We start from the raw sequence: 24,747 nt of genomic DNA on the forward strand, positions 1-24,747 counted from the left end.
AGCTCAAAGCGCTTGAGCGACAACACCCTCCACGAGTTCCTCGGGAGCCTGGGTAATGCCCACCGCGCGCAGGTGGCCGCCGATGGCCAGCGACGCGATGCCATGCACCAGCGACCAAAGCGGCGCGGCCACCTCGCGGGGATCCCGAGCCGCGACGATCCCGGCCTCCTGGCACCGGGTGATCGCGTCGAGCAGGTCCCCGAACGCCTGCTCGCCGGCCACCGCAAGGCCCTGCTCGGCCTTCAGCGACGCCCCGAACATCACCTGATAGTGATCGGGATGGGCGATGGCCCACCGCACGTAGGCGCGGCCGAGCTCGGTCACCCGTGCCTTCGGATCCGACACGCGATCGGCTGCCGCGGCCAACTCGGCGTGCAGGTCAAGGAATCCCTGTTCGGCGACGGAGGCCAGCAACTCGGCCTTGTCGGCGAAGTGCCGGTACGGCGCCGCGGCGCTGACCCCGGCGCGGCGCGCCGCCTCCGTGAGGGTGAACCCTTTCGGCCCCTTCTCGGCCACCAGCGACAGCGCCGCGCTGGTCAGCGCGCGCTTGAGATCGCCGTGGTGATAGCTCTCCCGCCGGCGCACAGTCGACCGCTTCACAGCCATGTTGACGACATTAACATTAAGGACTATGTTAATGGCATTCACATCGGCGACCAAGGAGACGACATGACGAATCTGCTTGACACCACATCCACGCTCGCCGGCACCCGCGACCGGGAGAGGACGGCCGACCTGCTCGGCCAGGCCCTCGCCCAGGGCTACCTACAGATCGACGAGTACGACCGACGGCTACAAGCCGCTTTCCAGACGCAGACCGACCACGAACTCCGCGAACTCCTCGCCGACCTGCCGGTCGATCGCATCCGGCGTCAAGATCCCCGCCGGCGCGCCGCTCGCGTCGCCGCGGCCCGTCGCGGCGTGCGCGCCCACCTCGCCGCGTACCTGGCCATGGTCGTCGTCGTGCTCACCGTCTGGACAACCGTCGCCCTGACGACCGACGCCACCTACTTCTGGCCGATCTGGCCCATCCTGGGCGCGGGAATCGGACTCGCCAGCCACGCCGTGTCGATACCGCGACTCAAGCAAAGCCGTTGGCAACCAATGCTTTCGGCCGTGCTTGCACCTGGATTGTGCGCAAACCGCTATCACATCCGCTAGCCCATTCGAAAGACATGTGGCTCCCGCCGCGTTGGCATGGCCGGGTATGCCGAAGACGTTGCCTTCCCGGTGATTACGACGCCGTCGCGTACTGCAGGACGGGTTCCGACGAATCGACGTGCCCGTAGCTGATGATCCGCAGCCGGTGCGGGCGGACCTCGTAGACGACGCCATCGACCGGATTGGTGACATCGAATCCGTCCTCGACGGGCTTGGCGTTGGAAAGCTCGATGTGGGCGCCATCGCGAATCCGCTCACCGCGGTAATAGTAAGTCCCGCTGAGGTTTTGACACACCACCGCCAGCGATTTGGCGGTGCGCACCACGGCGGCCGGCGGGTTGCCCGGGTCGCAGCGGGCCGTCTCGCCGACGAACCCGAGCCCGTCGGCGCCCTTCACCGGACGCGACAACGTCGGCGTCAGCGGTGGCGGCGAGCTCGACGGCGCGGGAGGTGCAGCCGCGCGCGCTGACGACGGCCCCGGGGAGGCCGAACTGTTGTGATGAGTGCCGACAACGGATTTCACCGACAACACCAGGCCGACGATCAGCAGCACGGTCGCCACCGCTGTCACCACGAGCGGCGCGTGGCCTACCATCAGCCGGCGCGCCGGCCGCGGCGACGCAGGGGCCGGCTCGGGGGCGTCGCCGTCGGGGCCGGTATCCGGAAGCGCCACCGCCGGGAACGGACGGGTGCGCGGGAGCGGGAGCTGGCCGGCCCCAACGGAAACCGGCTCGTACGCCGCGAACACCGCTTCGCTGGCGGCCCGGGCCAATGCGCCGGCCGAATCAAATCGCGCCGTGCGCTGTTTGGCCATGCCTCGGGTGATGATGTCGTCGTAGTCCCGGCCGACGCCGCGGCGCATGATGCTGGGCCTCGGCGCCGGCGACAGCAGGTGCGCGCTCTTCAGCTCCCCCGCGTCCTCGGTCTCGAACGGCGGCTGCCCGGTGAGGCACTCGTAGAGCACACATGCCAAGGAGTAGACGTCGGTCTGCGACCCGATGCGTCCGGTGGTGAATCGCTCGGGCGCCATGTACGTGCGCGAAAGGGACTCGTCCCCGGCGGCTTCGGCGATGCCGAAGTCGGCCAGGTAGGTGAAGTGATCGTGGGTGAGCAGAATGTTTTCGGGTTTGACGTCGAGGTGCACCAGCCCGGCCGCGTGCGCGGCATCCAGCGCGCGCGCCACCTGCGCGGTGATCGATGCCGCGCGCGAGGGCTCCAGCGCGCCCTGCTCCCGCAGCAGGTCCTTGAGGCTGCCCCCGTCGTCGACCAGATGCATGTCGATGAACGGCACCCCGTCGATCTCGCCGAAGTCATGCAGCGGCAGGACGTGCGGCTCCTGCAGGCGCGTCACCTTGCGGCATTCGCGCCAAAGTCGTTGCTGGAAGCCAGGGTCCGCTGCCGTCTCGCCACGTAATAGCTTGAGCGCGACCATCCGGTCCTTAACCGTGTCGTAGGCCCGATAGACCTCGCCCAGTCCCCCGGCACCGATCAGTGATCGCAGCTCATACGGCCCGAACCGGGTACCGAGCCGCGAACCGCGGGACGAGGAGGCCACTGCGCAATCCTTTCGCAACGTCGAAGACAGTCCAGCCCGCGTGTTCCCGAATCGGGCGTCGACATAACGTGCGCAGGCTCACGCGTGTCGCAACCGCACGGCAGCGCCGCCCGCAACTACGGTGCGCCGCCGTCCTCCACCCCCCGATACAGTGAGTGGCTGTCCGACGGGAGAAGGTGGGCCTTCGATGACCGACATGACAACGCGGTTCGCGACGATCGTCGGCGCGCACCACATCCTAACGGGCGACGCCATCTCCGACGACTACGCACACGACGAGGTGCTGACCAAGCCCCCGCAACGACCCGCGTACCTCGCCAAGCCCGCGACCGCCGACGAGGTGGCACAACTGCTCAAGGCCGCCACGGACAACCACGTGCCGGTGACGGCCCGCGGCTCGGGAACCGGCCTGTCGGGCGCGGCGATCCCCCGCGCCGACGGCCTGCTGATCTCGTTCGAGCGCATGAACGCCGTGCTCGAGGTCGACGTCACCAACCAGGTCGCCGTCGTCCAGCCCGGCGTGACGCTCACCGCACTGGACGCCGCGACCGCCGGCACGGGGCTGCGGTACATGGTCCACCCCGGCGAGCTGTCCTCCAGCGTCGGCGGCAACGTCGGCACCAACGCCGGCGGCATGCGCGCGGTCAAGTACGGCATCGCCCGCCACAACGTGCTCGGCTTGCAGGCGGCGCTGCCCACCGGGGAGATCATCCGCACCGGCGGCAAGATCGCCAAGGTCTCCACCGGCTACGACCTGACCCAGCTCATCGTCGGCTCCGAGGGCACCCTGGCGCTGGCCACCGAGGTGATCGTCAAGCTGCATCCGCGCCTGGACCACAGCGCCACCGTGCTCGCGCCGTTCGCCGACTTCGACCAGGTCATGCAGGCGGTGCCGAAGATCCTCGCCAGCGGCCTGGCGCCCTACATCCTGGAATACATCGACAACGTGACGATGGCCGCGCTCGTCCATACCCAGAACCTGGAGCTCGGTGTTCCCGACGACGTCCGCGACAGCTGCCAGGCCTATCTCGTTGTGGCGCTTGAGAACCGGACCGTGGATCGGCTGGACGAGGATGTCCAGACGACAGGTGAGCTGCTCGCCGAGCTGGGTGCCGTCGACGCCTATGTGCTCGACGGCGGCGCGGCGCGCAAGCTGATCGAGGCCCGCGAGAAGGCGTTTTGGACGCTCAAGGCGCTCAACGCCGACGACCTCATCGACGCCGTCGTGCCGCGCGGCGCGATGCCGAAGTTCCTGTCCGCCGCGCGCGAATTGGCGACGGCGGCCGGCGGCGCCGCGGCGGGCTGCGGGCACGCCGGCGACGGCAACGTGCACCTGGCCATCTTCTGCCCGGACCCCGCGACGCGGAAGAAGCTGTTGACCGACATCTTCGCGCTGGCAATGGAATTGGGTGGAGCGATCTCCGGCGAGCACGGACTCGGCCGCGCCAAGGCCCCGTACTTCGTCGAACTCGAGGATCCAGTGAAGGTGGACCTGATGCGCCGCATCAAGGCCGGCTTCGACCCGGCCGGGATCCTCAACCCCGACGTCGTGTTCGCTTCGGGCGACGCGTAATCCGCCAGACGCCCTAGCCGACTAGCACGTCGTCAAGCGCCCGCAGGGCCGCCGCGGCGCGCCCGATGCCGTACTCGGCGCAGAAGCGAATCACGTCACGGACGTCGTCGGCGCTGAGACCGGAGTCGAGCGCGAGTTCGACGTGCCGGCGTAGCGACTCGTCGAGATCCTGCTGGCCGACATCGGAGGTCAGCGCCATGATGGCGCGCTCGCGCCTGCTCAACAGGTCCTCCGACCACGCCCGGGACAGCTGCCAGTCGACGAATTCGGCGGTCCATTCGTCGGCGATGTCGAGGCGCCCCGCGGCGTCGTTCACCGCGCCGGGCTCCGGCTGTTCGCCGAGATCGCTTGTGTCCAATCCGATCTCGGCCGCGATCTCGGTGAGACGGGCCAGCGCGTCCGCCGCCGCGGGATAACCCGAGTACGGGGCGACGAACCGGATCGCGGCCAACAATTCGGCGTAGGTAAGACCGTGCATCGTCGCCGCCGTGACGTGCATCCGGAAGGCCAGGCCCAGATGGGCGCGGCAGATGTCGAGCGTCACGGTCTGCAGCAGCTTTTCGCGGACGCTCGTTCCCGGCAGCCCGAACGTGAACGCGGCCACCTCGAGTCCGAGCTTCTCGAATTGCGGATCCAGCTCCCCCAGCGGGCTGCTCGGCAGGTCCATCGTCAACGCGCCGTTGCTAATTGGCTCACGATGTCGAGGCGGAGGAACTCCGGCGCCTTGATCACCTTGCGCAGCATGAACCGGATGAACGCCGGCATGTCGGTCGCGTCCTCGTCGCGGAACACGACCGGGGCGCCGAGCTGATACCGCCGGCGCCGGGTCTGCAGTTCGCAGCCCCCCGCGGCGAGAACGTTGCGCACCCAATCGGTTTCGGGGCCGTATGTCAGCGCGATCACAAATCCGTTGTGGCGGCGGAAAGCCCACAGCGGGGTGCGGAAGGTGCGCCCCGATTTGCGTCCGCGATGGACGACGATTGCCCATCCCGGCGCCCACGGGGCGATGTACTTGGTGAACCGATTGAGGCCGATTTTGTTGGCCCGGGCAACCCATCGCGGTGCTGGCATCTCCTTAACTCTTCACTTGGGGAATTTATGGATCCAGGCTAACGCTGCAGCATCCGGAAGTCAACGGCTGTAGAATTTCTGGATTGTGCCCCCCATTGGACGACGCCCGGGCAACCCCGACACCCGGAACGACATCGTGGCGACCGCTCGACGGCTGTTCGCCGAGTCGGGATACGACAAGACCTCGGTCCGCGACATCGCCGCCGGCGCCGGCGTCGACCCGGCGCTGATCCGGCACTATTTCGGCAGCAAGGCCGAGCTGTTCCGGTCCACTATGGGGTGGCCGTTCGACCCGGCCGAGGTCAGCGCGCGCATCGCCGGCGGCGATCGCGAGGAAATCGGCGCGCGCCTGACGCGGGTGTTCTTCGAAGCATGGGAGCAGCCGGACTCGCGCGCTTCCCTACTGGGGATCCTGCGGGGCGCCGCGACCCACGACGAGTCGGCCGCCCTGGTGCGTCAGTTCATTCAGGGCCAGCTGTATCCGCAGATGGCCAAACTGCTGACGGGATCGGATGCGCAACTGCGTGTCGATCTGGCCATGGGCCAACTCCTGGGCATCGCCTACTTGCGCCACGTCCTGCAGGTCGAACCGATCGCGTCCGCTCCAGTGGACGAACTCATCGCGCGGGTCACCCCGATCATCACCGCCCATCTCACGCCGCGGGGTTAGACGACCTCGGGACGTCGCGGGCGGTAATTCGGTACCGTCGCGGGCCGGTATTCCGGTGCGACGCCGGGCGGTATTCCGGTGCCACCGCGGTCCGGACGACCATACGAAGTGCCCACCTCCGAGCGACAACACACTGCCGCGCATCGCGTTTGTCGCTCGGAGGTGGGCAAAAGATATGCCGTCTCGCGGAGAGACGAAAGTGGCGCATGTGACTCACCCGCCACCGACAGCCGACTAGCTCGGCCCGGTGACCATCGGCATCAGGTAGTTGCGCACGTAGGTGCGGGTGTCGTCAATGGTGGCCAGGTTGATGCCGGTGTGCGGGGTGACGATGAATGACAGCGTCAGCCGGGTGTGCAGTTCGGCGACGGTGCGCAGGTGGCGCTCCTGAGCCGCCGTGGTTTTCGACGTGCCGTAGAGCGCGGCGCGCAGCAGCCCCATGGCGTGCGCGGTGGCGAAGTCGAGAATGGCGCCCGCGTCGATGGTCAGGCTGGGCAGAATCGTTTCGGGCTCGGTGCGGAGCAGCTTCTTGAGCAAGGCGTGTTCGCGCATGAACGTCACCGAGAACAGCGTGCTGTAGACCATGCGCTCTTCAAGTGTCGCGCCACGCGCCCAGGCCTGCGCGTCGCCCTCGAGGAAGCGGCGCGCCTCGGCCAGCACGACGGCATCGACGAGCGCCGCCTTGGTCGGGAACCGCCGATACAGGGTGGCGCGCCCGACGCCGCTGCGCCGCGCGACATCTTCCATGGTGGTCCGGCGCATCCCCACCAGCTCGGCCTGTTCGGCGGTGGCGGCCAGGATGCGGGCGGTGATCTCGTCGGGGTTGTCGACCTGCGCAAGCACGACGGGATCGGGCTCGGTGAGTCGCCGCACGAACTCCGCCGTTCGCGTCGAGGTCACGCATCCCTCCTTGCCCGCTCGTCGCGGTCGTCGTATCGTAGCGATCGGAACAGGCGACACATTTAGGGTCTCATTGTATCGCAGGGTGCAAGCGGGGTTGAGATTCCGGGAGGGATCCGTATGCGTGTCGGACTCAGGGCCCGGTGGGCGGCCATGCACGGCGTGCCGCGGGCGTACTTCGCCGTTCAGGCCCGCCGCGGCGACCCCCTGGCGCGGCTGCTGCGCAGCGGAACGGCCGATGACCGCTATGCGCTGATGGAGCAGATCCGGGCGCGCGGACGCGTGGTGCGCTCCCCGTACGTATGGGCCAGTGTCGACCATGCCGTGTGTCAACAAATTCTGCGGGACAAGCGCTTTGGTGTCACCGCGCCCAGCGAGATGGAATTGCCCCGCCCGCTGAAGGCGCTCATCGCCAAAACCGACCCCGGCGTGGCCAACCCAGTCGAACCACCCGCGATGGTGATCGTGAATCCACCCGATCACACCCGCTACCGGCAACTGGTGGCACAAAGCTTCACCCCGCGCGCGATCGACTCACTGGACACCCGAGTCGCCGAAGTGACGATGGAGTTGATCGAGCGCATCGCCGCCACACCGCAGCCCGATTTGATCGCCGACTTCGCGATGCAACTGCCGGTCGCTATTATCGCCGAAATCCTTGGCCTGCCGCCTGATTCGTATCCGCGCATGCTGGGGTGGGGCCGCAGCGGTTCCCCGTTGCTGGACATAGGGATCGACTGGAAGACCTACCGCGACGCCATCGACGGGCTGCGCGGCGCCGACGATTACCTGCTCGAGCACCTCCACAGACTGCGCGCCGGCCAGAAGAGCGACAATCCGTTCGGCCGCATGGCCGCCGACGGCTCGCTGACCGATCGCGAACTCACCGCCAACGCCGCACTGATCGTCGGCGCGGGCTTCGAGACGACAATGAACCTGATCGGCAACGGCATCGTGCTGTTGCTGCAGCACCCCGAGCAGTTGGCGCTGCTGCACGACAATCCGGACCTTTGGCCCTCCGCGGTCGAGGAGATCCTGCGGTTCGCCAGTCCGGTTCAGATGACCGCGCGCACCCCGAACTGCGACGTCGAAATCGCCGGGGCCCACATCGCGGCCGGCGACATGGTCGGACTGTTCCTCGGCGGCGCCAACCGTGATCCGAAGGTGTTCACCGATCCAACGACGTTCGATATCACCCGGGCCAACGCGCGCGACCACCTCGCGTTCGCATCCGGCATCCACGCCTGCCTCGGTGCCGCCCTGGCCCGCATCGAGGGAGCGACCGCCCTGCGCGCGCTATTCGAGAGGTTTCCCGATCTGCGCCTGACGGCTCCCCCACAACCGCGCGGGCTGATCAACTTGCACGGATACACCCGGCTGCCGGCCCAACTCGGCGGTCGCAGAACGACTTCCGCCAAACTTCCCGTCTAAACCTCAGTTACGCAACGGTTCTCGACCGATAGCCGGCGTCACGGACGCGTCCACGTCGGTTTCCTCGTGGTCGGCGAGCCAGCGTTCGGCGTCGATGGCGGCCGAACAGCCGCTGCCGGCGGCGGTCACGGCTTGGCGGTAGGTGCGATCCACCAGATCCCCGGCGGCGAACACCCCCTCGATCGAGGTACTGGTAGTACGGCCACGCACCAACACATACCCATCCGCGTCGGTCTCGAGCACCTCGCGCACCAACTCCGAACGCGGGTCATGCCCGATCGCCACGAACACCCCGCTCACCGCCAACGTCGACTCCGCACCGCTCACCGTGTCACGCAACCGCAACCCCGTCACCGTCTCGGCACCCTCGACCGCCTCGACCGCCTTATTGGTCACAAACGTGATCTTGTCGTTGGCCCGGGCCCGCTCCAACATGATCCGCGAGGCCCGGAACTCCTCACGGCGATGCACCAACGTCACACTGCGGGCAAAGCGGGTCAAAAACGTGGCCTCCTCCATCGCCGAATCCCCACCACCGATCACCGCGATGTCTTGATCCTTGAAAAAGAACCCATCACAGGTCGCACACGAGCTCACCCCACGACCCAACAACTCCTGCTCCCCGGGCACCCCCAAATACCGGGCCGCCGCGCCCATCGCCAAAATCACCGCCCGCCCCCGCACGGTGTCCCCCTCGCTGGTGGTCACCGACTTCACCGCACCCTCCAGCGACACCGATTCGACGTCTTCCATGCGCAGATCAGCACCAAACCGCAACGCCTGCTCACGCATCTGATCCATCAACTCCGGACCCATGATCCCGTCACGAAAACCCGGGTAGTTCTCCACCTCGGTGGTCGTCATCAACGCCCCACCAAACGACGTCCCCTCAAACACCACCGGCGCCAACTGCGCCCGCGCCGCATACAACGCCGCGGTATACCCAGCAGGACCCGAACCAATAATGATCACGTCATGGATGTCGGAGGAGCTCATAAGCGGCCACACTACTGTGAGTCCGGCCAATCCCTCTGGCCGCCAAGGCAACGCCGTGAAGCAGCGCACACAACGCGAGGTTGTGCCCTCACAACATGTGACCTCTACTGACGCCGGCGCGACTCGTGCACTATGGAAATCGCGCCCCGTGGGTCCAATGACGAACCTGCGGGTGCCCACAGACCCAACATCATCGCGAATGCCCGGTAGCCGAGAAGGCCCGCAGCCCGCCTCCGGCCGCACGCCGCCAATCTGAGCCGCCGCGACGAAGTTCGCGAAGGAGCAACGCATATGACCACCGCACGTCCCGTCAAGACCCGCAACGAGGGTCAGTGGGCGCTGGGGGATCGCGAACCCCTCAACGACACCGAGAAGATCAAGAACGACGACGGGCCGCTGAACGTCCGCGACCGCATCATCAACGTCTACTCCAAGCAGGGCTTCGACAGCATCGACAAGTCCGACCTGCGCGGACGGTTCCGCTGGATGGGCCTCTACACCCAGCGCGAGCAGGGCTACGACGGCAGCTGGACCGGCGACGAGAACACCGACAAGATCGAAGCCAAGTACTTCATGATGCGCGTCCGCTCGGACGGCAAGGCGATGACGGCGCACACGATGCGCACGCTGGGCCAGATTTCGACCGAATTCGCCCGCGACACCGCCGACATCAGCGACCGCGAAAACCTCCAACTGCACTGGGTCCGCATCGAGGACGTCCCCGAGATCTGGCGGCGGCTCGACTCCGTCGGGCTGCAGACCACCGAGGCCTGCGGCGACTGCCCGCGCGGCATCCACGGTTCGCCGCTGGCCGGCGACTCGCTCGACGAGGTGCTCGACCCGTCGGCCGCGATCGACGAGATCGTCCGCCGCTCGCTGAACAACCCCGAGTACGCCAACCTGCCGCGCAAGTACAAGACCGCGGTCTCCGGTCTGCAGGACGTCTCCCACGAGACGCACGACATCGCGTTCGTCGGCGTCCACCACCCCGAACACGGTCCGGGCCTGGACCTATGGGTGGGCGGCGGCCTGTCGACCAACCCGATGCTGGCCCAGCGGCTCGGCGTCTGGGTTCCGCTGAACGAGGTGCCCGACGTCTGGGAGGCCGTCACCCAGCTGTTCCGCGACTACGGCTACCGCCGGCTGCGCGCCAAGGCCCGGTTGAAGTTCTTGGTCAAGGACTGGGGCGTCGAGAAATTCCGCGAAGTCCTCGAAGAGGAATACCTCAACCGCCGGCTAATCGACGGCCCGGCCCCCACGCCGGTCAAGCACACCATCGACCACGTCGGCGTGCAGCGAATCAAGAACGGCCTCAACGCCGTTGGCGTCGCACCGATCGCCGGCCGCGTGTCCGGCAGCACCCTGTCGGCCGTGGCCGACCTGATGGAGAAGGCCGGCTCGGACCGGGCGCGATGGACCCCGTTCCAAAAGCTGGTCATCCTCGACGTCGCAGACGACAAGGTCGACGAACTGGTGGCGGGGCTGGACGCGCTCGGGTTGCCGTCGCGGCCGTCGTCGTGGCGCAAGAACACCATGGCGTGCACCGGGATTGAGTACTGCAAGCTGTCGTTCGCCGAAACCCGGGTCCGCACCCAGACTTTGGTGCCCGAGCTCGAGCAGCGCCTGGCCGACGTCGAGTCGCGGCTGGACGCGCCGATCAGCGTGCACCTCAACGGCTGCCCGAACTCGTGCGCCCGAATCCAGGTCGCCGACATCGGGTTCAAGGGCCAGTGGATCGACGACGGCGACGGCAATTCGGTCGAGGGCTTCCAGGTGCATCTGGGCGGCGGCCTGGGTGAGCAGAGCGGCTTCGGCCGAAAACTGCGCCAGCACAAGGTCACCAGCGCCGAGCTGGGCGACTACATCGACCGGGTGACCCGCAAGTACCTCGAAAAGCGTGACAGTGGTGAGGCTTTCGCGTCCTGGGCGCTGCGCGCCGAGGAGGACGACCTGCGGTGACCACGCTCGTCCTCACCGCGCACGGCAGCCGCGACCCACGGTCGGGCGCCAACGCCGAAGCCGTGGCCGACCGCCTGAGGCGGATGCGGCCGGACCTCGACGTGCGGCTGGCGTTCCTCGAGCTCAACGCCCCGAACTTCGTCGACGTGCTGGCCGGCCTGCCGGACAGCCGCCGCGCCGTCGTGGCCCCGTTGCTGCTGGCCAGCGCGTATCACGCGCGCCTGGACATCCCCGAACAGATCGCCCGCGCCGGCGCTCAGGGCATCCGGCAGGCCGATGTGCTCGGCGAGGACGACCGTCTTGTCACCGTCCTGCGCGAGCGTCTGACCGAGATCGGCGTGTCGCCCCTCGACGAAGATCTCGGGGTGCTGGTCGTCGCGATCGGCTCGTCGAACCTGGCCGCCAATGCCCGCACCGCGAAGGTGGCGTCTCGGCTGGCCGCCGGCACCCGATGGGCCGGGGCCGCAACGGCGTTCGCCACCCGGCCCGAGGCGTCGGTGGCCCGGGCCGCCGACCAGTTGCGCCGCCGCGGCGCGCGCCGGCTGGTGATCGCGCCGTGGTTCTTGGCGCCGGGATTCATCACCGACGGCGTGTCAACCTTCGCCCGGGACAACGGGATTCGGATGGCCTCCCCGCTGGGCGCGCACCCGCTGGTGGCCGAGACCGTGCTCGACCGCTACGACGAGGCGCTGGCCGCCGACGCCGCGGCCTGAGCCCTGCCTCTCTCCTTCTTCCCGCCGAACGTCGAGTTGTTGCGGCAAAACGCCCGGAAACGCCGCAACAACTCCACGCTCGGCCGAGCGTCCTACGCCCTCGTGCGGTTGATGATGTGACTCAACAGGTCGCGGATCGCCCCGGCGGGCGGGGTACGCCCGCCGACCCAGATGGCCCGAAACTTGCGGCGCAGATCCAGCTTTGGGATGTGGACCGCGTGCAGACGGCCGACTGCCAGGTCGTCGGCCACCGCCAGCCGGCTCATCGCCGCCGGGCCCGCGCCGGCCAGGACGGCGGCGCGCATCGCCGCCGACGAGGTCAACTCCAGCACAGGTGCGGCTTGCTGCACGTCCTCCCCGAGCACCTGGCGCAGCGCCGCCGCCAGCGAATCGCGGATGCCGGAATGGAGTTCGCGGGACACCAACGGCGTCTGCGCGAGTTCGCGCGCGGTCACGATCCGCGACCGTCGGGCCCACTTGTGGTCCGGCGGGACGACGATCACCAGCTCGTCCTCCCCCACCACGCAGCTGCCCAAACCCTTTGGTGTGCCGGGGTTTTCGACGAACCCGAGGTCGGCGGTGCCGTCGCGCACCGAGGCGATCGCGTGGTCGCTGTTGGTGGCGGTCAGGATGACCTGCGGCGCGGTGTCGCCGCGCCGCGCCGCATCGGCCTGCAGGGACAGCAACCAGTGCGGCATGAGTTGCTCGGAGATCGTCTGGCTGGCCGACACCCGGATGCGTTCGCGGCCTTCCTTGCGCAGCGAGCCCAGCCCGGCGTCGACCTCGTGGGCGACGTCGAGCAGGCGAGTCGCCCAGTCCGCGACGATCAGGCCCGCGGGCGTCAGTTGGGAGCCGCGCGTGGTCCGGACGGCCAGGGTGACGCCGATCTGGGCCTCCATGGTGGCCAGGCGCCGGGAGATCGCCTGCTGGGTCAGCCCCAGCTCGCGCGCGGCCCGGCCGAGGCTGCCCGTCTCGGCGATCGCCAAAAACGCCTCGAACGAGGCCAGTTCGGGCAGCCGAGGGCTGAGTGGCATGGTGCAGCGCTCACAATCAAATCGTGTGACCACAACTATAGCTTGTGACACCACAACGCCAAACCTCTACTCACGCCCCGCGCGGGCCGGAAGCATGGGAAACATTGCCGCCCGAAAGGGCCGGTGAGCCGCGCGGATGCCGCCGCGCTAAATTAGCCAGCCTGACCGAGTTGCTGCGGCCCGCAGCCGGCTGACCCCGCTAGCCAGACGGAAGGACAACATTCGTGGCCTACGTGATCGCCGAACCCTGCGTCGACATCAAAGACAAGGCATGCATCGAGGAATGCCCCGTCGACTGCATCTACGAGGGCGCCCGGATGCTCTACATCCACCCCGACGAGTGCGTGGACTGCGGCGCCTGCGAGCCGGTGTGCCCGGTCGAGTCGATCTTCTACGAGGACGACCTGCCCGACGAGCACAGCGGATACCTGCAGATCAACGCCGACTTCTTCGCCGAGCTCGGCTCGCCCGGCGGAGCCGCGAAGGTCGGGCTGACCGAGAACGACCCCGCCCCGGTGAAGAACCTCGAGAGCAGGGCAGAGGCGTCGTAGCCAGCTAATCCGAGACGAATCCACCCGTTTCGTAAGGTGAGGCAATGCGGACAGCTCGAATCATCCACCTCACCCGGCAAATCGGGTCGCTAGCGGTCACCGCGGTGACCGCGGCGTCCACACTCAACGCCTACCGCCCCCTGGCGCGCGGCGGCTACCCGTCGCTGTACTCGTGGATGGTCGGGCTCATCGTCACCGAGTTGCCGCTGCAGACGCTGGTCAGCCAGCTCGGCGGGCTGGCCCTGACGGCACGGCGCCTGACGCGGCCCGTGCGCATCACAGCATGGTTGGTCGCCGGGCTCTCGGCGCTCGGCCTGCTCAACCTGAGCCGCGCCGGCCATCGCGCCAACGTGCCGCTGACCGAGGCGTTGGACAGCGGGCTGGGAGCCGACCGGCTCACCGAGTCGGCGAGCCTGTGGCGCCGGCCGAGCGGCAGCGGCACCGCCAAGACGCCCGGACTCCTACGGATGCTGCGGATCTACCGCGACTACGCCCACGACTCCAACATCAGCTACGGCGAATTCGGCGGCGCCAACCGCCTGGACATCTGGCGGCGCCCCGACCTCGATCCGGCCGGCAAGGCCCCGGTGCTGTTCCAGATCCCCGGCGGCGCCTGGACGACGGGAAACAAACGCGGACAAGCGCATCCGCTGATGAGCCACCTCGCCGAACTCGGCTGGATCTGCGTGGCGATCAACTACCGGCACAGCCCGCGCAATACCTGGCCCGACCACATCGTCGACGTCAAGCGCGCCCTCGCCTGGGTCAAGCAACACATCGCCGAGTACGGCGGCGACCCCGACTTCATCGCCATCACCGGCGGCTCGGCCGGCGGCCATTTGTCGTCGCTAGCCGCGCTCACCCCAAACGACCCGCAATTCCAGCCGGGCTTCGAAGACGTCGACACCCGCGTGCAGGCGGCCGTGCCGTTCTACGGCATCTACGACTTCACCCGGTTCGACAAGTCGCTGCACCCGATGATGCCCGGACTGCTGATCAAGTCGATCATCAAACAAAAGCCCGCGACCCACCGACAGACGTTCGAAACCGCGTCGCCGGTCAACCACATCCATGCCGACGCCCCGCCGTTCTTCGTCCTGCACGGCCGCAACGACTCGCTGGCCTACGTCGAACAGGCGCGCACCTTCGTCGAAAAGCTGCGTCAAACCAGCGCGCAGCCGGTGCTCTACGCCGAATTACCTTTCACCCAACACGCTTTCGACATCTTCGGCTCGGTGCGCGCCGCGCACACCGCGGTGGCCGTCGAGCAATTCCTCGCCGAGATCTACGCCCGACAGCGCCAGGTCGCCGTCGCGTAACCGCTGACGCCACAAGGACTTATCGCACGGTCACGGTCAGCGTATAGACGCACCCCGGCTTGGCGTCCTTCTCCACAAAGCTGTTGTACGTCGCGACGATGGTGGTGGTCCCCGGCCTCATGGCCGCGAACGTCCACGTCTCGGTGCCCGGCGCCCCCAAGGCATCGGAGGCCGGCGGCACGAACTCGTGACTGAGCTGCCTGATGATCGCCGAGTCGCCGATCTTGGTGTCGGGCGTCCACCGGTAGGGCGTGGTGTAGTTCGAACCCAATTCCACGACCAACGTGTTGCCGACGTCGAGGGTGATGCTCTGGTTGATCTCGCTCTGGGTCAGCACTTTGGTCATCGGGACCTGGAGGGTCTTGGTCGACGGCGGATTCCTGGACGCGAAATGGCAGCCCACCACCGACGACAACATGAGCACGGCGACTGTTGCCAGCAGCCTCACCTTCACCAGGTCCCCCTTCAATTCCGCTCCGGAGCCTATCGGTCTGATCCAGACCGAAGATAGGCGCCGACGCCATCGTGCGTGACCGGGCGGGCCGTCAGACGTCGAGCGGCCCGCGCAGCCACCGACCGCGTCATCCGGCAGGATGGGCTGGTGTTTGGCCTCGAACTGATCGTCGCCCTGGTGTCCACCGTCATCGTGGGGACGGTCATCGGGCGGCGCTATCGCGTGGGTCCCCCGGTGCTGCTCATCTTGATGGGCGTGCTGCTGGGTCTGGTCCCCCATTTCGGTCATGTGCGGGTCAACGGCGAAATCGTGTTGCTGCTGTTTCTTCCCGCGATCCTGTACTGGGAGGGCCTGAACACCAGCTTCCGCGAGATCCGGGCCAACGCGCGCATCATCGTGTTCCTCAGCGTCGCCCTGGTGATCGCGACCGCGGTGGCGGTGTCGTGGACGGCGCGGGCGCTGGGCATGAATCCGCACGCGGCGGGCGTCCTGGGCGCGGTGCTCTCGCCCACCGACGCGGCCGCGGTCGCCGGCCTCGCGAAGAAGCTGCCACGCCGGGCGCTGACCGTGCTGAAGGCCGAGAGTCTCATCAACGACGGCACCGCCCTCGTCTTGTTCGCCGTCAGCGTCCACGTCGCGATCGGGGGGGCCGCGATCAGCCCACCCGAAGTGACGGCCCGGTTCATCGGCTCCTATCTCGGCGGCATCGCCGCCGGGTTGCTGGTCGGCGGCGCGGTCACGCTGCTGCGCAAGCGAATCGACGCGCCCCAGGAGGAGGGGGCGCTGAGCCTGGTGACGCCGTTCGCGGCGTTCTTGCTCGCGCAATCGATGGAATGCAGCGGGGTGGTCGCGGTGATGGTGTCCGCGCTCGTGCTGGCCTACGCCGGACCCGTGGTCATCCGGGCCCGCTCGCGACTGCAATCCTCGGCCTTCTGGGACATCGCGACCTTCCTGCTCAACGGCTCGCTCTGGGTGTTCGTCGGCGTCCAGATCCCCGGCGCGCTGCGCGGCATCGCCGGCGTCGACGGCGGAATTCGCCACGCGTTGTTCGTCGCGCTGGTGGTCACCGCCGTCGTGATCGTGTCGCGCATCTTCTGGGGCGAGATCACCACGCTGCTGATCCGGCTGATCGACCGGCGTCAGGTCCAGCGCGAACGTCGGGTCAACTGGCGCCAGCGCTTCGTCACCGTCTGGGCGGGGTTCCGTGGGGCCGTATCGCTGGCCGCCGCGGTCGCCGTGCCGATGACGACGCTGAGCGGCGCGCCCTTCCCGGACCGCAGCCTGTTGATCTTCATCGTGACCGTCGTCATCTTGGTGACCGTCCTGGTCCAGGGCAGCACCCTGCCGGCCGTGGTCCGATGGGCGAAAATGCCCGAGGACGCCACCCACGCCGAGGAACTGCAACTGGCTCGTTGTCGGGGGTCCCAGGCCGCGCTCGCCGCGCTGCCGACGGTCGCCGACGAGGTCGGCATCAGCGACGATCTGCGCCGGCGGCTGCAAACCGAATACGAGGAAAAGGCCGCGCTGGTGCTGGCCACCGAGGACGGGTCGACCGACCACCGCATCCTCAAGGGCCGCGAGAAGGTCCGCCAGGTGCGCCTGGGCGTGCTCGAGCACAAGCGCCGGGAAATCACCGCGCTGCGCAACCAGAACCTCATCGACGACATCGTGCTGCGCGAGCTGCAGAACGAGATGGATCTCGAGGAGGTGCAGCTCCTCGCCGCCGCGGCCGACGAGGACGAGGGCGACTAGGGCCAGTCGGTGGCCGACCGTACAGTCGGCCGCATGCTGCAGACCGTCGCGATCCGCGGATATCGCTCGCTGCGCGAGGTGATCCTGCCGCTGGGCCGGCTGTCGGTGATCACCGGCGCCAACGGATCCGGCAAGTCGTCGCTGTATCGCGCGCTGCGGCTGCTGGCCGACTGCGGGCGCGGCGAGGTGATCGGGTCGCTCGCGCGCGAGGGCGGGCTGCAGTCGGTGCTGTGGGCCGGCCCCGAGCAGGTGGCCGGGGCCCGGCGCACCGGCAAGACCGAGGGCACGGTGCGCACCCGGCCCGTGTCGCTCGAAATGGGCTTCGCCGCGGACGATTTCGGATATCTGGTGGACCTGGGCATCCCGCAGTCCGCCGGGAAGTCGGTGTTCGCCCGCGATCCGGAGATCAAACGGGAAGTGTTGTTCGCCGGCCCGGTGCTGCGGCCCAGTACGACGCTGGTGCGCCGGTCGCGGGTGTTCGCCGAGGCCCGCGCGGACTCCGGTGGTGGGTTCGACGAGTTGTCCCGATCACTGCCGTCGTATCACAGCGTGCTGGCCGAATACGCCCACCCGCACGCGCTTCCCGAGCTCGCGGCCGTGCGAGAACGGCTGCGCGGGTGGCGGTTCTACGACGGCTTCCGGGTCGACGGCGGGGCGCCCGCGCGGCACCCGCAGGTCGGCACCCGCACCCCGGTGCTCTCCGACGACGGCAGCGACCTCGCGGCCGCGATCCAGACCATCCTCGAAGCGGGGTTCGACGATCTGGGCCGCGCCGTCGCGGAGGCGTTCGACGGCGCCACCCTCTCGGTGGCCATCCACGACGGGCTGTTCGACCTTCAGCTGCGACAGCGCGGCATGCTGCGCGCGTTGCGCGCGGCCGAGTTGTCCGATGGCACACTGCGTTTCCTGCTGTGGGCCGCCGCGCTGCTGAGCCCGCAACCGCCCTCGCTGATGGTGCTCAACGAACCCGAGACCTCGCTGCACCCGGACCTGGTGGCGCCGCTGGCGTCGCTGATCCGCACCACCGCCGCCAAGACCCAGGTTGTGGTCGTCACACATTCGCGCGTCCTGCTCGAATTCCTGGACGCGGCGCCGATGGGCGAAGACTCCGACGGTGCCATCGAGATCGAGCTGTACAAGGACTGGGGCGAAACGCGCATCGGCGGCCAGACCCTGATCACGACCCCGCGGTGGGATTGGGGCGCGCGCTAGGCGCGCTTGGCTTGGCGTGCTCTCTGCGGCGTTCGCCCCGCCTGCGCGGCGAGTGTGAATCCTGGGCGTTACGAGTTAAACCTGGGCGGGCTTCACCGGCGTGTCGCCGCCGTGGCTTCACTCCGAAAGCCCTCAGTGCACACTCGACGTTAATTGCCTACTAGGCAATATTGCCTAGTAGGCATCTTTTGCGTACGGTGGCGCCTATGTCCGGACTGCGCGAACGCAAAAAGGCCGACACCCGGCGCGCGCTCAGCGATGCCGCGCTGCGCCTGGCTTTCGAGCGCGGGCTGGACAACGTGACGCGCGAAGACGTCGCCAACATGGCGGGCGTCTCACTGCGCACGTTCAACAACTACTTCAGCGGTAAATACGAGGCGCTGGCCTACCGGCAAGCCGAACGCCTGCGTCGCAGCGTCGCATTGCTCCGGGAGCGTCCCGCCGACGAGCCGCTCTGGACGGCGATCGCCCACGCCGTGCTGGAGCCCTTGGAGGACGACTTCGGCGACGTCTACGGCGACGAGAACCGGGCACCCAGCCGCCAGGAACTCGTCGAGGTGCGAAAGCTGCTCATGCAGCCGCAAGTTCGAAACTCGGTGCCGCAGAACCTGTTCGACGAGTTCCTCAGCGTGATCGCCGATCGCACCGGCACCGACCCGAAGCATGACCTGTACCCGCGACTGGTCATGTCCGTCGTGCGGGCCGTCGGCGACGCCGCGGCCGACGCCTATGCATGGGCCGACCCCCCGGTGGCGATCACCACATTGATCCGCTCGGGCTTCGCCGCCGTCGAGGCGGGGCTACCGGAACCCACCAGAAAGAAGGCAGCCCATGGCTGACGAACACGCCGACGTCGTCGTCGCCGGCGCCGGCCCCAACGGGCTGATGCTGGCCTGCGAGCTGGCGCTGGCCGGTATCAGGCCCGTCGTGCTGGACGCCCTGCCCGGCCCCAGCCCCGAGCCGAAGGCCAACGGCCTTGTCGGACAGGTCGTTCGGATGCTCGACATGCGCGGGATGTATCGGGACTTCACCGGTGACGAGGGCCCCCCGCGGCCCAGCCCGGGATGGATGTTCGCGGCCATGCCGCTGATCTTCCCCGAGGGCCGCGACAACCCGATGTACGCGATGCTCATGCCCCAGCCCCGGCTCGTGCGGCTGCTGGAGAAGCGGGCCCGCGACCTCGGCGTGGATGTGCGCTGGGGCCACGAACTCGTCGGGATCGTGCCGGGGCCGGAACCCGTTGCGCTGCACGTCTCGTCACCCGGAAGCGACTACGCCATCGCCGCCGGTTACGCGGTCGGCGCGGACGGCGGGCGCAGCCTGGTGCGCAAGTCCCTGGGCATCGACTTTCCCGGCACCACCTCACCGATGGTCGCTCGGCTGGCCCACGTGCACATTCCCGACCAGTACCGCCGCCCGGACATCGCCAGCATCGAGGTCCCGGGATTCGGTCCGCTTCGCTTCGGGCACAGCCGCTTTGACCGGGGCGGGATGATCTATGCCGAGTTCGAGCCGGGCCGCGCGCTGCTCGGGACCATCGAATTCGGCCCGCCGGTGGACGAGGTGCCGATGAGTCTGGTCGAGTTGCGCGAGAGCGCACGCCGGGTGCTGGGTGTCGACGTTCCGTTCGAGGAGCCGAAAGGCCCCGGGCCCCACGCGCTTCGGCGCATCAACGGACAAAACACCCGGCATGCCGAACGCTACCGGGTCGGCCGCGTCCTGCTGCTCGGCGACGCCGCGCATGTGCACAGCGCGATGGGCGGCCCGGGCCTGAACCTGGGGTTGCAGGACACCATGAACCTGGGCTGGAAGCTGGCCGCCGAGATCAACGGAACGGCGCCGGCCGGACTGCTCGACACCTACCAGTCCGAGCGCCATCCGGTCGGCCAGCGCGTCATGATGCACTCGCTGTCCCAGATCGCGCTCATGGCGCCGGGACCCGAAGTCGCCGCGCTGCGAACGCTGTTGGGCGAGCTGTTCACCTTCCCGGACGCACAAAGGCACATGGCGGCGCTGCTGGCCGGCTCCGACGTGCGCTACGACGTGGGCGACGACCACCCGCTGTCGGGCCACCTCGTGCCCGACCTGACCCTCGATGGCGGCCGACGGGTGGCCGACGTACTCCACGATGGCCGTCCGGTCCTGCTCGACCTCGGCGGCGGCGTCGCGAACGCGGCGCAAGGCTGGGCCGCTCGGGTCGACGTCGTCACCGCAAGTACCGCCGAGCGCCCCGCCGCGGCGATGTTGATCCGGCCGGACGGCTATGTGGCCTGGGCGGCCGACGAATTCGGCAGCACTCACCAAGAGGCGCTGCGCGCGGCGTTGCGGCGCTGGTTCGGGCCGCCGGCCAACGGATAGCGGCACCCGCGAGCGAAATTCATACAGTGTTCAGGCGCGCGTCGGTTCGGCATTGATGTGCGCACACGCGCACCGCGTGTCCTCGCGTTATGCGCGTTGTACAGGTCGCCAATTTCTACGGCCCTCGCTCCGGCGGCCTTCGCACCGCGATCGACCGGCTGGGCGCCGAATACTGCGCGGGCGGTCACGAGGTCTTCTTGATCGTTCCCGGACGGCGCGCCGGGCACGTCCAGCTCTACACCGGCGTGGTCCGAATCACCCTGCCCGCCAGGCTGATTCCCTTCACCGGCGGCTACCGCGCGGTGATGCCGGGTCCCGTCAAGGCCCTCCTGGCAGCGTTGCGGCCCGACGCGCTGGAGGTGTCGGACCGGCTCACGCTGCGATCGCTGGGCCGGTGGGGCCGCGACCACGGTGTCACCACGCTGATGATCTCCCATGAGCGCCTGGATCGCCTTGTGGGCCAGGTGCTTCCGCGCCGGGCCGCGCGGAAGTTCGCCGATGTGGCCAACGCACGCACCGCCGCGAACTACGACACCGTGGTGTGCACCACCGGTTTCGCGCGCGAGGAGTTCGACCGGATCGACGCAAGCAATACCGTCACAATCCCGCTGGGCGTGGATCTGCAGACGTTCCATCCGAGCCGCCACTCGCATCTGGTGCGCCGGCGCTGGGCGGCGCCGACGCAGCTGCTGCTGGTCCATTGCGGTCGGCTCTCGGTGGAAAAACGTGTCGACCGCAGCATCGACGCGCTCGGCGCCTTGCGCCACGCGGGCGTCGACGCGCGGCTCGTGGTCGTGGGCGAGGGCCCGTTGCGGTCCCGGCTGCAGCGCCAGGCCGCGCGCCTACCGATCGACTTCACCGGTTTCGTCTCCGATCGCGAGGTCGTGGCGCAGCTGCTGGCCTCGGCCGACGTGACGCTGGCCCCGGGCCCGCATGAGACCTTCGGGCTGGCCGCGCTGGAGTCGCTGGCGTGCGGAACACCGGCCGTGGTCTCTCGCACGTCCGCGCTGACCGAGATCATCACGCCCGACAGCGGCGCGGCGGCCGACAACGACCCGGCCGCCATCGCGGCCGCGGTCAGCTCCATCGTGGGCCGACCCGAACACCAGCGCCGCGGTGCCGCGCGGCGCCGCGCCGAGGATTTCACCTGGCACCGGGCGGCGGCCGGGATGCTCGCGTCGATGGGCGCGCCCGCCGCTACCGGCGGCGCTTCCGAACGGACGGCATAGCCGCTCACACCGTGCCATTCGCCTGGCTAGTCTCGATGCAGACGACAAGGAGGGGCCAGTGCAAGCACGCGATCGGGTGTTGATCAGCGCCACCGAGTTAGCCGGCGTCATCGACGCCGGCGATCCGGTGAGCGTCGTGGACGTGCGGTGGAGGATCGACGAAACCGACGGGCGCGCGGCGTACCTGGAGGGGCACATACCGGGCGCGGTGTACGTCTCGCTCGAGGACGAACTCAGCGACCACTCGATTTCCGGGCGGGGCCGTCACCCCCTGCCGTCGGGCCGCGACCTGGAGGTCGCCGCGCGCCGCTGGGGAGTCCGGCAGGACACCCTGGTGGTGACCTACGACGACTGGAATCGGGCCGGTTCCGCGCGCGCATGGTGGGTGCTGACCGCGGCCGGACTGGACAACGTCCGCATCCTCGACGGCGGTTTGGCCGCGTGGCGCGCGGCCGGCTACCGCCTCGAGACCGGCCCCGTCGAACCGGCGCCAGGCAATGTGGCTGTGCCGCACGATGATCTGTATGCCGGAAGCCTTCCGACTCTGACGGCCGAGCGGGTGGCCGAGGGCTCGGTGCCGCTACTCGATGCGCGAGCGCCGGAGCGCTACCGCGGCGACGTGGAACCCCTCGACGCCGCCGCGGGCCACATTCCCGGCGCCAAGAACCTTCCCAGTGTCGCCGTCTTGGCGGCCGACGGCACCTTCCTCGACGACGACTCGGTCGCCCGATTGTTGTCCGATCAAGGGATCGAGCGTCACGACACGGTGGGGGCCTACTGCGGCTCGGGCGTCACCGCTACGGTCGCGATCGCGGCGCTCGCCGCGCTGGGCCGAGAGGCCGCCTTGTATCCCGGGTCGTGGTCGGAGTGGAGTTCGGATCCGTCCCGCCCGGTGGAACGCGGCTGAATCACGTTGTGCACGGCAGTCTTTTGATGCCGTGGAAGAACGACGAGCGCAGCCGGTCCGGCGGTCCGGTGACGGCCAGGCCGGGCACGTTCGCATAGAGCTCTTCGAGCATGACGCGCAGTTCGAGCCGGGCCAGTTGTGCGCCGAGGCAGAAGTGCACTCCCCCGCCCCCGAACGCGGCGTGGCCGGCGTCGGGGCGGGTGACGTCGAACTGGTCCGGCCGGTCGAAGACCTCCTCGTCGCGGTTGGCGGACAGGTAGTGCATCAGCACCCAGTCGCCGGAAGGGATTCGCTGCCCGCGGATCTCGACGTCGCGGACCACGGTGCGCCGGAAGTGCATCACCGGGGTCGCCCAGCGCAACAGCTCTTCCACCGCGGGCTTGATCGCCGCGGGATCGCGGGCGAGCAGCGCTTGTTGCTCGGGGCGCTCGGCGAGCGCCAAGATGCCGTGGCTCAGCGTGTTGCGGGTCGTTTCGTTGCCGGCGATGGCCAGCAGTAGGAAGAACTCGTTGAGTTGGTCGCGGTTGAGCTTTTCGCCGTCGACCTCCGCGGCGAGCAGCGCCGACAAGATGTCGTCGGTGAGGCCGTGCTTGCGGCGATGCTCCACCAATTCCCCGCAGTAGGCGAACATTTCGGCCGCGGCCTGGCCCAGTGCTTCCGGCGTGGGGGCGTAGTCGGGATCTTCGATGCCCAGGCTTCCGATGGCGTTGCTCCAGCGGAAGACGTCCATCCGGTCCTCGGCCGGAACGCCGAGGACGTCGGCGATCACCTGCAGCGACATCTCGGCGGAAATGTCTGTCACGGCGTCGAATTCGCGCTTGTCGGTGATGGCGGCGACGATGCCGCGCGCCACCTGCCGCATCCGCGGCTCCAGCCGCTGCACGTTGCGGACGGTGAAGCCCTGGTTGATCAGCTTGCGGAAGTGGACGTGACGGGGCGGATCGATGCCGGGCAGCATCGCCGAGTTCGGCCCGGCCTCGGCCTCCACCAGTGTGTTGCCCTTGCTGCTGGTGAAGGTGTCGGTGTCGCGGCTGACCAGGCGCACGTCGGCGTGTTTGGTCAACAGCCACGCCCTGGGCAGCCCGGGCAGCTGCACCGGGTGCACCGGCGAGGCGGCGCGCAGCCTCGTCATCGCGTCGTACGGTGCGCCGGTGACGAAGGTGTCGGGATCGAGCACGGCGGCCGCGTCGCGGTCGGCGGCGGTGTCCAGGTTCTGCGGGACCAGGGATTTCACCAGCGTGGGTTTGGCAATGCTCACGACGGCGCCGATCCGTCCGGTCGCGAGGCCCCGATCCCGGCGATGATCACCTCGAGGCCGGCGCGAAAGTGGTTGGCGGCCTGGCGCTTGCCGCGGTGGGCGGGCCGCGTCTCCTGCAGGCTCACCGAACCCAGCAGGTAGGTGTACAGCACCGAGTGGGCCGCCGCCGCAACCGGTTTGGTGAGGCCCGCCTCGGCGAGCAAGGTACGGCTGAGCTTGTCGAGCCGACGGGCGGAGTCGCCTCCGCCGCCGGTTTGCAGGACGCCCGCGATGCCCGGCACCGACAGGATCACTTCACGGGCCGCGCAATAGAGTTCGGCCAGCCGGGTGTCCCAGGACCCGGTCTCGACGACGGGGATCTCGGCCAGCACGGATTCGGCGAGTAGGTCCAGGGCGGCCTGCTTGCCCGGCACGTGGTAGTAGACCGAGGGCACCGCGGCGCCGAGTTCGGCGGCCAGCTCGCGCATCGTCACGCCCTGCACGCCGACGCGGCGGGCCAGGTCGCGCAGCGAGGTCACCACGCGGGCGCGGCCGAGTTCGCCGTAGGGCCGGCGCACCGCGGCCGTCATCGCGGCACCCGCTTACCCACGGCGGCGGTTCGACTCCCGCCAGATTCGAGCACTGTTAGAATCTACTCCCGCATG

At 68.7% G+C, this 24,747-nt stretch carries 24 protein-coding genes; 14 read left to right on the forward strand and 10 right to left on the reverse strand.

What is annotated here, in order from left to right:
* Positions 1-3 precede the first annotated feature (3 nt).
* Positions 4-600: a TetR/AcrR family transcriptional regulator gene (locus QGN31_RS16000; RefSeq protein WP_043954743.1), complete on the reverse strand. Its 597-nt coding sequence runs from the start codon at positions 598-600 to the stop codon at positions 4-6.
* A gap of 69 nt (positions 601-669) precedes the next feature.
* Between QGN31_RS16000 and QGN31_RS16005 the strand changes: the two genes are divergently transcribed.
* Positions 670-1,161 (forward strand): DUF1707 domain-containing protein, encoded by a 492-nt coding sequence (locus QGN31_RS16005; RefSeq protein WP_014941753.1) that lies wholly within the window; start codon positions 670-672, stop codon positions 1,159-1,161.
* Between the two features lie 73 nt (positions 1,162-1,234).
* On the opposite strand, the gene QGN31_RS16010 is transcribed toward QGN31_RS16005, so the two are convergent.
* Entirely contained in the window at positions 1,235-2,716 is a 1,482-nt protein-coding gene (locus QGN31_RS16010; RefSeq protein ID WP_014941752.1) for a serine/threonine-protein kinase, read from the reverse strand.
* Between the two features lie 187 nt (positions 2,717-2,903).
* Between QGN31_RS16010 and QGN31_RS16015 the strand changes: the two genes are divergently transcribed.
* Positions 2,904-4,289 carry an FAD-binding oxidoreductase gene (locus tag QGN31_RS16015; RefSeq protein ID WP_014941751.1) on the forward strand — a complete coding sequence of 462 codons (1,386 nt, stop codon included), beginning with the start codon at positions 2,904-2,906 and terminating at the stop codon, positions 4,287-4,289.
* 13 nt (positions 4,290-4,302) lie between these two features.
* On the opposite strand, the gene QGN31_RS16020 is transcribed toward QGN31_RS16015, so the two are convergent.
* Complete coding sequence (locus tag QGN31_RS16020; RefSeq protein WP_014941750.1) at positions 4,303-4,956, reverse strand: carboxymuconolactone decarboxylase family protein; 654 nt, start codon at positions 4,954-4,956, stop codon at positions 4,303-4,305.
* Positions 4,957-4,958: 2 nt separating this feature from the next.
* Positions 4,959-5,360 (reverse strand): nitroreductase family deazaflavin-dependent oxidoreductase, encoded by a 402-nt coding sequence (locus QGN31_RS16025; protein WP_008255802.1) that lies wholly within the window; start codon positions 5,358-5,360, stop codon positions 4,959-4,961.
* Positions 5,361-5,445: 85 nt separating this feature from the next.
* On the opposite strand from QGN31_RS16025, the gene QGN31_RS16030 reads away from it, so the two are divergent.
* On the forward strand, positions 5,446-6,030 hold the full coding sequence (locus tag QGN31_RS16030) for a TetR/AcrR family transcriptional regulator (RefSeq protein ID WP_043954741.1): 585 nt from the start codon (positions 5,446-5,448) through the stop codon (positions 6,028-6,030).
* 234 nt (positions 6,031-6,264) lie between these two features.
* Here QGN31_RS16030 and QGN31_RS16035 read toward each other — a convergent pair whose 3' ends face one another.
* On the reverse strand, positions 6,265-6,930 hold the full coding sequence (locus QGN31_RS16035) for a TetR/AcrR family transcriptional regulator (RefSeq protein WP_014941748.1): 666 nt from the start codon (positions 6,928-6,930) through the stop codon (positions 6,265-6,267).
* Positions 6,931-7,050: 120 nt separating this feature from the next.
* Here QGN31_RS16035 and QGN31_RS16040 point away from each other — a divergent pair, with 120 nt between their 5' ends.
* On the forward strand, positions 7,051-8,361 hold the full coding sequence (locus tag QGN31_RS16040) for a cytochrome P450 (RefSeq protein ID WP_201409341.1): 1,311 nt from the start codon (positions 7,051-7,053) through the stop codon (positions 8,359-8,361).
* Between the two features lie 3 nt (positions 8,362-8,364).
* Here QGN31_RS16040 and trxB read toward each other — a convergent pair whose 3' ends face one another.
* Positions 8,365-9,357, reverse strand: coding sequence for a thioredoxin-disulfide reductase (gene trxB / locus QGN31_RS16045; RefSeq protein WP_014941746.1), 993 nt, complete (start codon positions 9,355-9,357; stop codon positions 8,365-8,367).
* Between the two features lie 291 nt (positions 9,358-9,648).
* Here trxB and QGN31_RS16050 point away from each other — a divergent pair, with 291 nt between their 5' ends.
* Together QGN31_RS16050 and QGN31_RS16055 are read left to right on the forward strand one after the other, a co-directional pair.
* Positions 9,649-11,316 carry a nitrite/sulfite reductase gene (locus tag QGN31_RS16050; RefSeq protein WP_014379887.1) on the forward strand — a complete coding sequence of 556 codons (1,668 nt, stop codon included), beginning with the start codon at positions 9,649-9,651 and terminating at the stop codon, positions 11,314-11,316.
* Positions 11,313-12,029 (forward strand): sirohydrochlorin chelatase, encoded by a 717-nt coding sequence (locus tag QGN31_RS16055; RefSeq protein WP_201409342.1) that lies wholly within the window; start codon positions 11,313-11,315, stop codon positions 12,027-12,029. Before QGN31_RS16050 ends, QGN31_RS16055 begins: the two co-directional genes overlap by 4 nt.
* Positions 12,030-12,121: 92 nt before the next feature.
* Here QGN31_RS16055 and QGN31_RS16060 read toward each other — a convergent pair whose 3' ends face one another.
* On the reverse strand, positions 12,122-13,063 hold the full coding sequence (locus tag QGN31_RS16060; protein WP_014941744.1) for a LysR family transcriptional regulator: 942 nt from the start codon (positions 13,061-13,063) through the stop codon (positions 12,122-12,124).
* Between the two features lie 224 nt (positions 13,064-13,287).
* Here QGN31_RS16060 and fdxA point away from each other — a divergent pair, with 224 nt between their 5' ends.
* Both fdxA and QGN31_RS16070 read left to right on the forward strand, forming a co-directional pair.
* A complete protein-coding gene (fdxA, locus tag QGN31_RS16065) occupies positions 13,288-13,614 on the forward strand; it encodes a ferredoxin (protein WP_008255784.1) in 327 nt (108 codons plus the stop codon).
* A gap of 44 nt (positions 13,615-13,658) precedes the next feature.
* The gene (locus tag QGN31_RS16070) at positions 13,659-14,933 is read left to right on the forward strand and encodes an alpha/beta hydrolase (RefSeq protein ID WP_014941743.1); all 1,275 of its coding nucleotides are present in this window, start codon (positions 13,659-13,661) and stop codon (positions 14,931-14,933) included.
* A 19-nt stretch (positions 14,934-14,952) separates the two neighbouring features.
* Here the strand turns inward: QGN31_RS16070 and QGN31_RS16075 are convergent, their stop codons facing one another.
* A complete protein-coding gene (locus QGN31_RS16075) occupies positions 14,953-15,387 on the reverse strand; it encodes a protease inhibitor I42 family protein (RefSeq protein WP_020415603.1) in 435 nt (144 codons plus the stop codon).
* A gap of 147 nt (positions 15,388-15,534) precedes the next feature.
* Here QGN31_RS16075 and QGN31_RS16080 point away from each other — a divergent pair, with 147 nt between their 5' ends.
* The 6 genes from QGN31_RS16080 to QGN31_RS16105 all read left to right on the forward strand — a co-directional run bounded on the left by QGN31_RS16080 (position 15,535) and on the right by QGN31_RS16105 (position 22,845).
* Complete coding sequence (locus tag QGN31_RS16080; protein WP_014379881.1) at positions 15,535-17,139, forward strand: Na+/H+ antiporter; 1,605 nt, start codon at positions 15,535-15,537, stop codon at positions 17,137-17,139.
* A gap of 33 nt (positions 17,140-17,172) precedes the next feature.
* A complete protein-coding gene (locus QGN31_RS16085; protein ID WP_008255771.1) occupies positions 17,173-18,351 on the forward strand; it encodes an AAA family ATPase in 1,179 nt (392 codons plus the stop codon).
* 206 nt (positions 18,352-18,557) lie between these two features.
* Positions 18,558-19,190 (forward strand): TetR/AcrR family transcriptional regulator, encoded by a 633-nt coding sequence (locus QGN31_RS16090; RefSeq protein WP_014384464.1) that lies wholly within the window; start codon positions 18,558-18,560, stop codon positions 19,188-19,190.
* Complete coding sequence (locus tag QGN31_RS16095) at positions 19,183-20,709, forward strand: FAD-dependent monooxygenase (protein WP_014384463.1); 1,527 nt, start codon at positions 19,183-19,185, stop codon at positions 20,707-20,709. The genes QGN31_RS16090 and QGN31_RS16095 overlap by 8 nt, the downstream gene beginning before the upstream one ends.
* Before the next feature lie 89 nt (positions 20,710-20,798).
* Positions 20,799-21,938, forward strand: a complete 1,140-nt coding sequence (locus tag QGN31_RS16100; protein ID WP_014384462.1) for a glycosyltransferase — start codon at positions 20,799-20,801, stop codon at positions 21,936-21,938.
* 58 nt (positions 21,939-21,996) lie between these two features.
* On the forward strand, positions 21,997-22,845 hold the full coding sequence (locus QGN31_RS16105; protein ID WP_014941741.1) for a sulfurtransferase: 849 nt from the start codon (positions 21,997-21,999) through the stop codon (positions 22,843-22,845).
* A gap of 1 nt (position 22,846) precedes the next feature.
* Here the strand turns inward: QGN31_RS16105 and QGN31_RS16110 are convergent, their stop codons facing one another.
* Positions 22,847-24,103 carry a cytochrome P450 gene (locus QGN31_RS16110; protein ID WP_014941740.1) on the reverse strand — a complete coding sequence of 419 codons (1,257 nt, stop codon included), beginning with the start codon at positions 24,101-24,103 and terminating at the stop codon, positions 22,847-22,849.
* The gene (locus QGN31_RS16115) at positions 24,100-24,672 is read right to left on the reverse strand and encodes a TetR/AcrR family transcriptional regulator C-terminal domain-containing protein (protein ID WP_014941739.1); all 573 of its coding nucleotides are present in this window, start codon (positions 24,670-24,672) and stop codon (positions 24,100-24,102) included. Before QGN31_RS16115 ends, QGN31_RS16110 begins: the two co-directional genes overlap by 4 nt.
* Between the last annotated feature and the right edge of the window lie 75 nt (positions 24,673-24,747).

Source organism: Mycobacterium sp. 2-64 (genome assembly GCF_035918375.1).
Lineage (GTDB): Bacteria > Actinomycetota > Actinomycetes > Mycobacteriales > Mycobacteriaceae > Mycobacterium > Mycobacterium intracellulare.

Excerpts from the sequence above, each read along its gene's own strand:
- QGN31_RS16005 (WP_014941753.1), top strand. The coding sequence starts at position 670 with ATGACGAATCTGCTTGACACCACATCCACGCTCGCCGGCACCCGCGAC.
- QGN31_RS16060 (WP_014941744.1), bottom strand. The coding sequence starts at position 13,063 with ATGCCACTCAGCCCTCGGCTGCCCGAACTGGCCTCGTTCGAGGCGTTT.
- QGN31_RS16095 (WP_014384463.1), top strand. The coding sequence starts at position 19,183 with ATGGCTGACGAACACGCCGACGTCGTCGTCGCCGGCGCCGGCCCCAAC.
- QGN31_RS16040 (WP_201409341.1), top strand. The coding sequence starts at position 7,051 with ATGCGTGTCGGACTCAGGGCCCGGTGGGCGGCCATGCACGGCGTGCCG.
- QGN31_RS16085 (WP_008255771.1), top strand. The coding sequence starts at position 17,173 with ATGCTGCAGACCGTCGCGATCCGCGGATATCGCTCGCTGCGCGAGGTG.
- QGN31_RS16015 (WP_014941751.1), top strand. The coding sequence starts at position 2,904 with ATGACCGACATGACAACGCGGTTCGCGACGATCGTCGGCGCGCACCAC.
- QGN31_RS16050 (WP_014379887.1), top strand. The coding sequence starts at position 9,649 with ATGACCACCGCACGTCCCGTCAAGACCCGCAACGAGGGTCAGTGGGCG.
- QGN31_RS16115 (WP_014941739.1), bottom strand. The coding sequence starts at position 24,672 with ATGACGGCCGCGGTGCGCCGGCCCTACGGCGAACTCGGCCGCGCCCGC.
- QGN31_RS16090 (WP_014384464.1), top strand. The coding sequence starts at position 18,558 with ATGTCCGGACTGCGCGAACGCAAAAAGGCCGACACCCGGCGCGCGCTC.
- QGN31_RS16070 (WP_014941743.1), top strand. The coding sequence starts at position 13,659 with ATGCGGACAGCTCGAATCATCCACCTCACCCGGCAAATCGGGTCGCTA.
- trxB (WP_014941746.1), bottom strand. The coding sequence starts at position 9,357 with ATGAGCTCCTCCGACATCCATGACGTGATCATTATTGGTTCGGGTCCT.
- QGN31_RS16025 (WP_008255802.1), bottom strand. The coding sequence starts at position 5,360 with ATGCCAGCACCGCGATGGGTTGCCCGGGCCAACAAAATCGGCCTCAAT.
- QGN31_RS16100 (WP_014384462.1), top strand. The coding sequence starts at position 20,799 with ATGCGCGTTGTACAGGTCGCCAATTTCTACGGCCCTCGCTCCGGCGGC.
- QGN31_RS16020 (WP_014941750.1), bottom strand. The coding sequence starts at position 4,956 with ATGGACCTGCCGAGCAGCCCGCTGGGGGAGCTGGATCCGCAATTCGAG.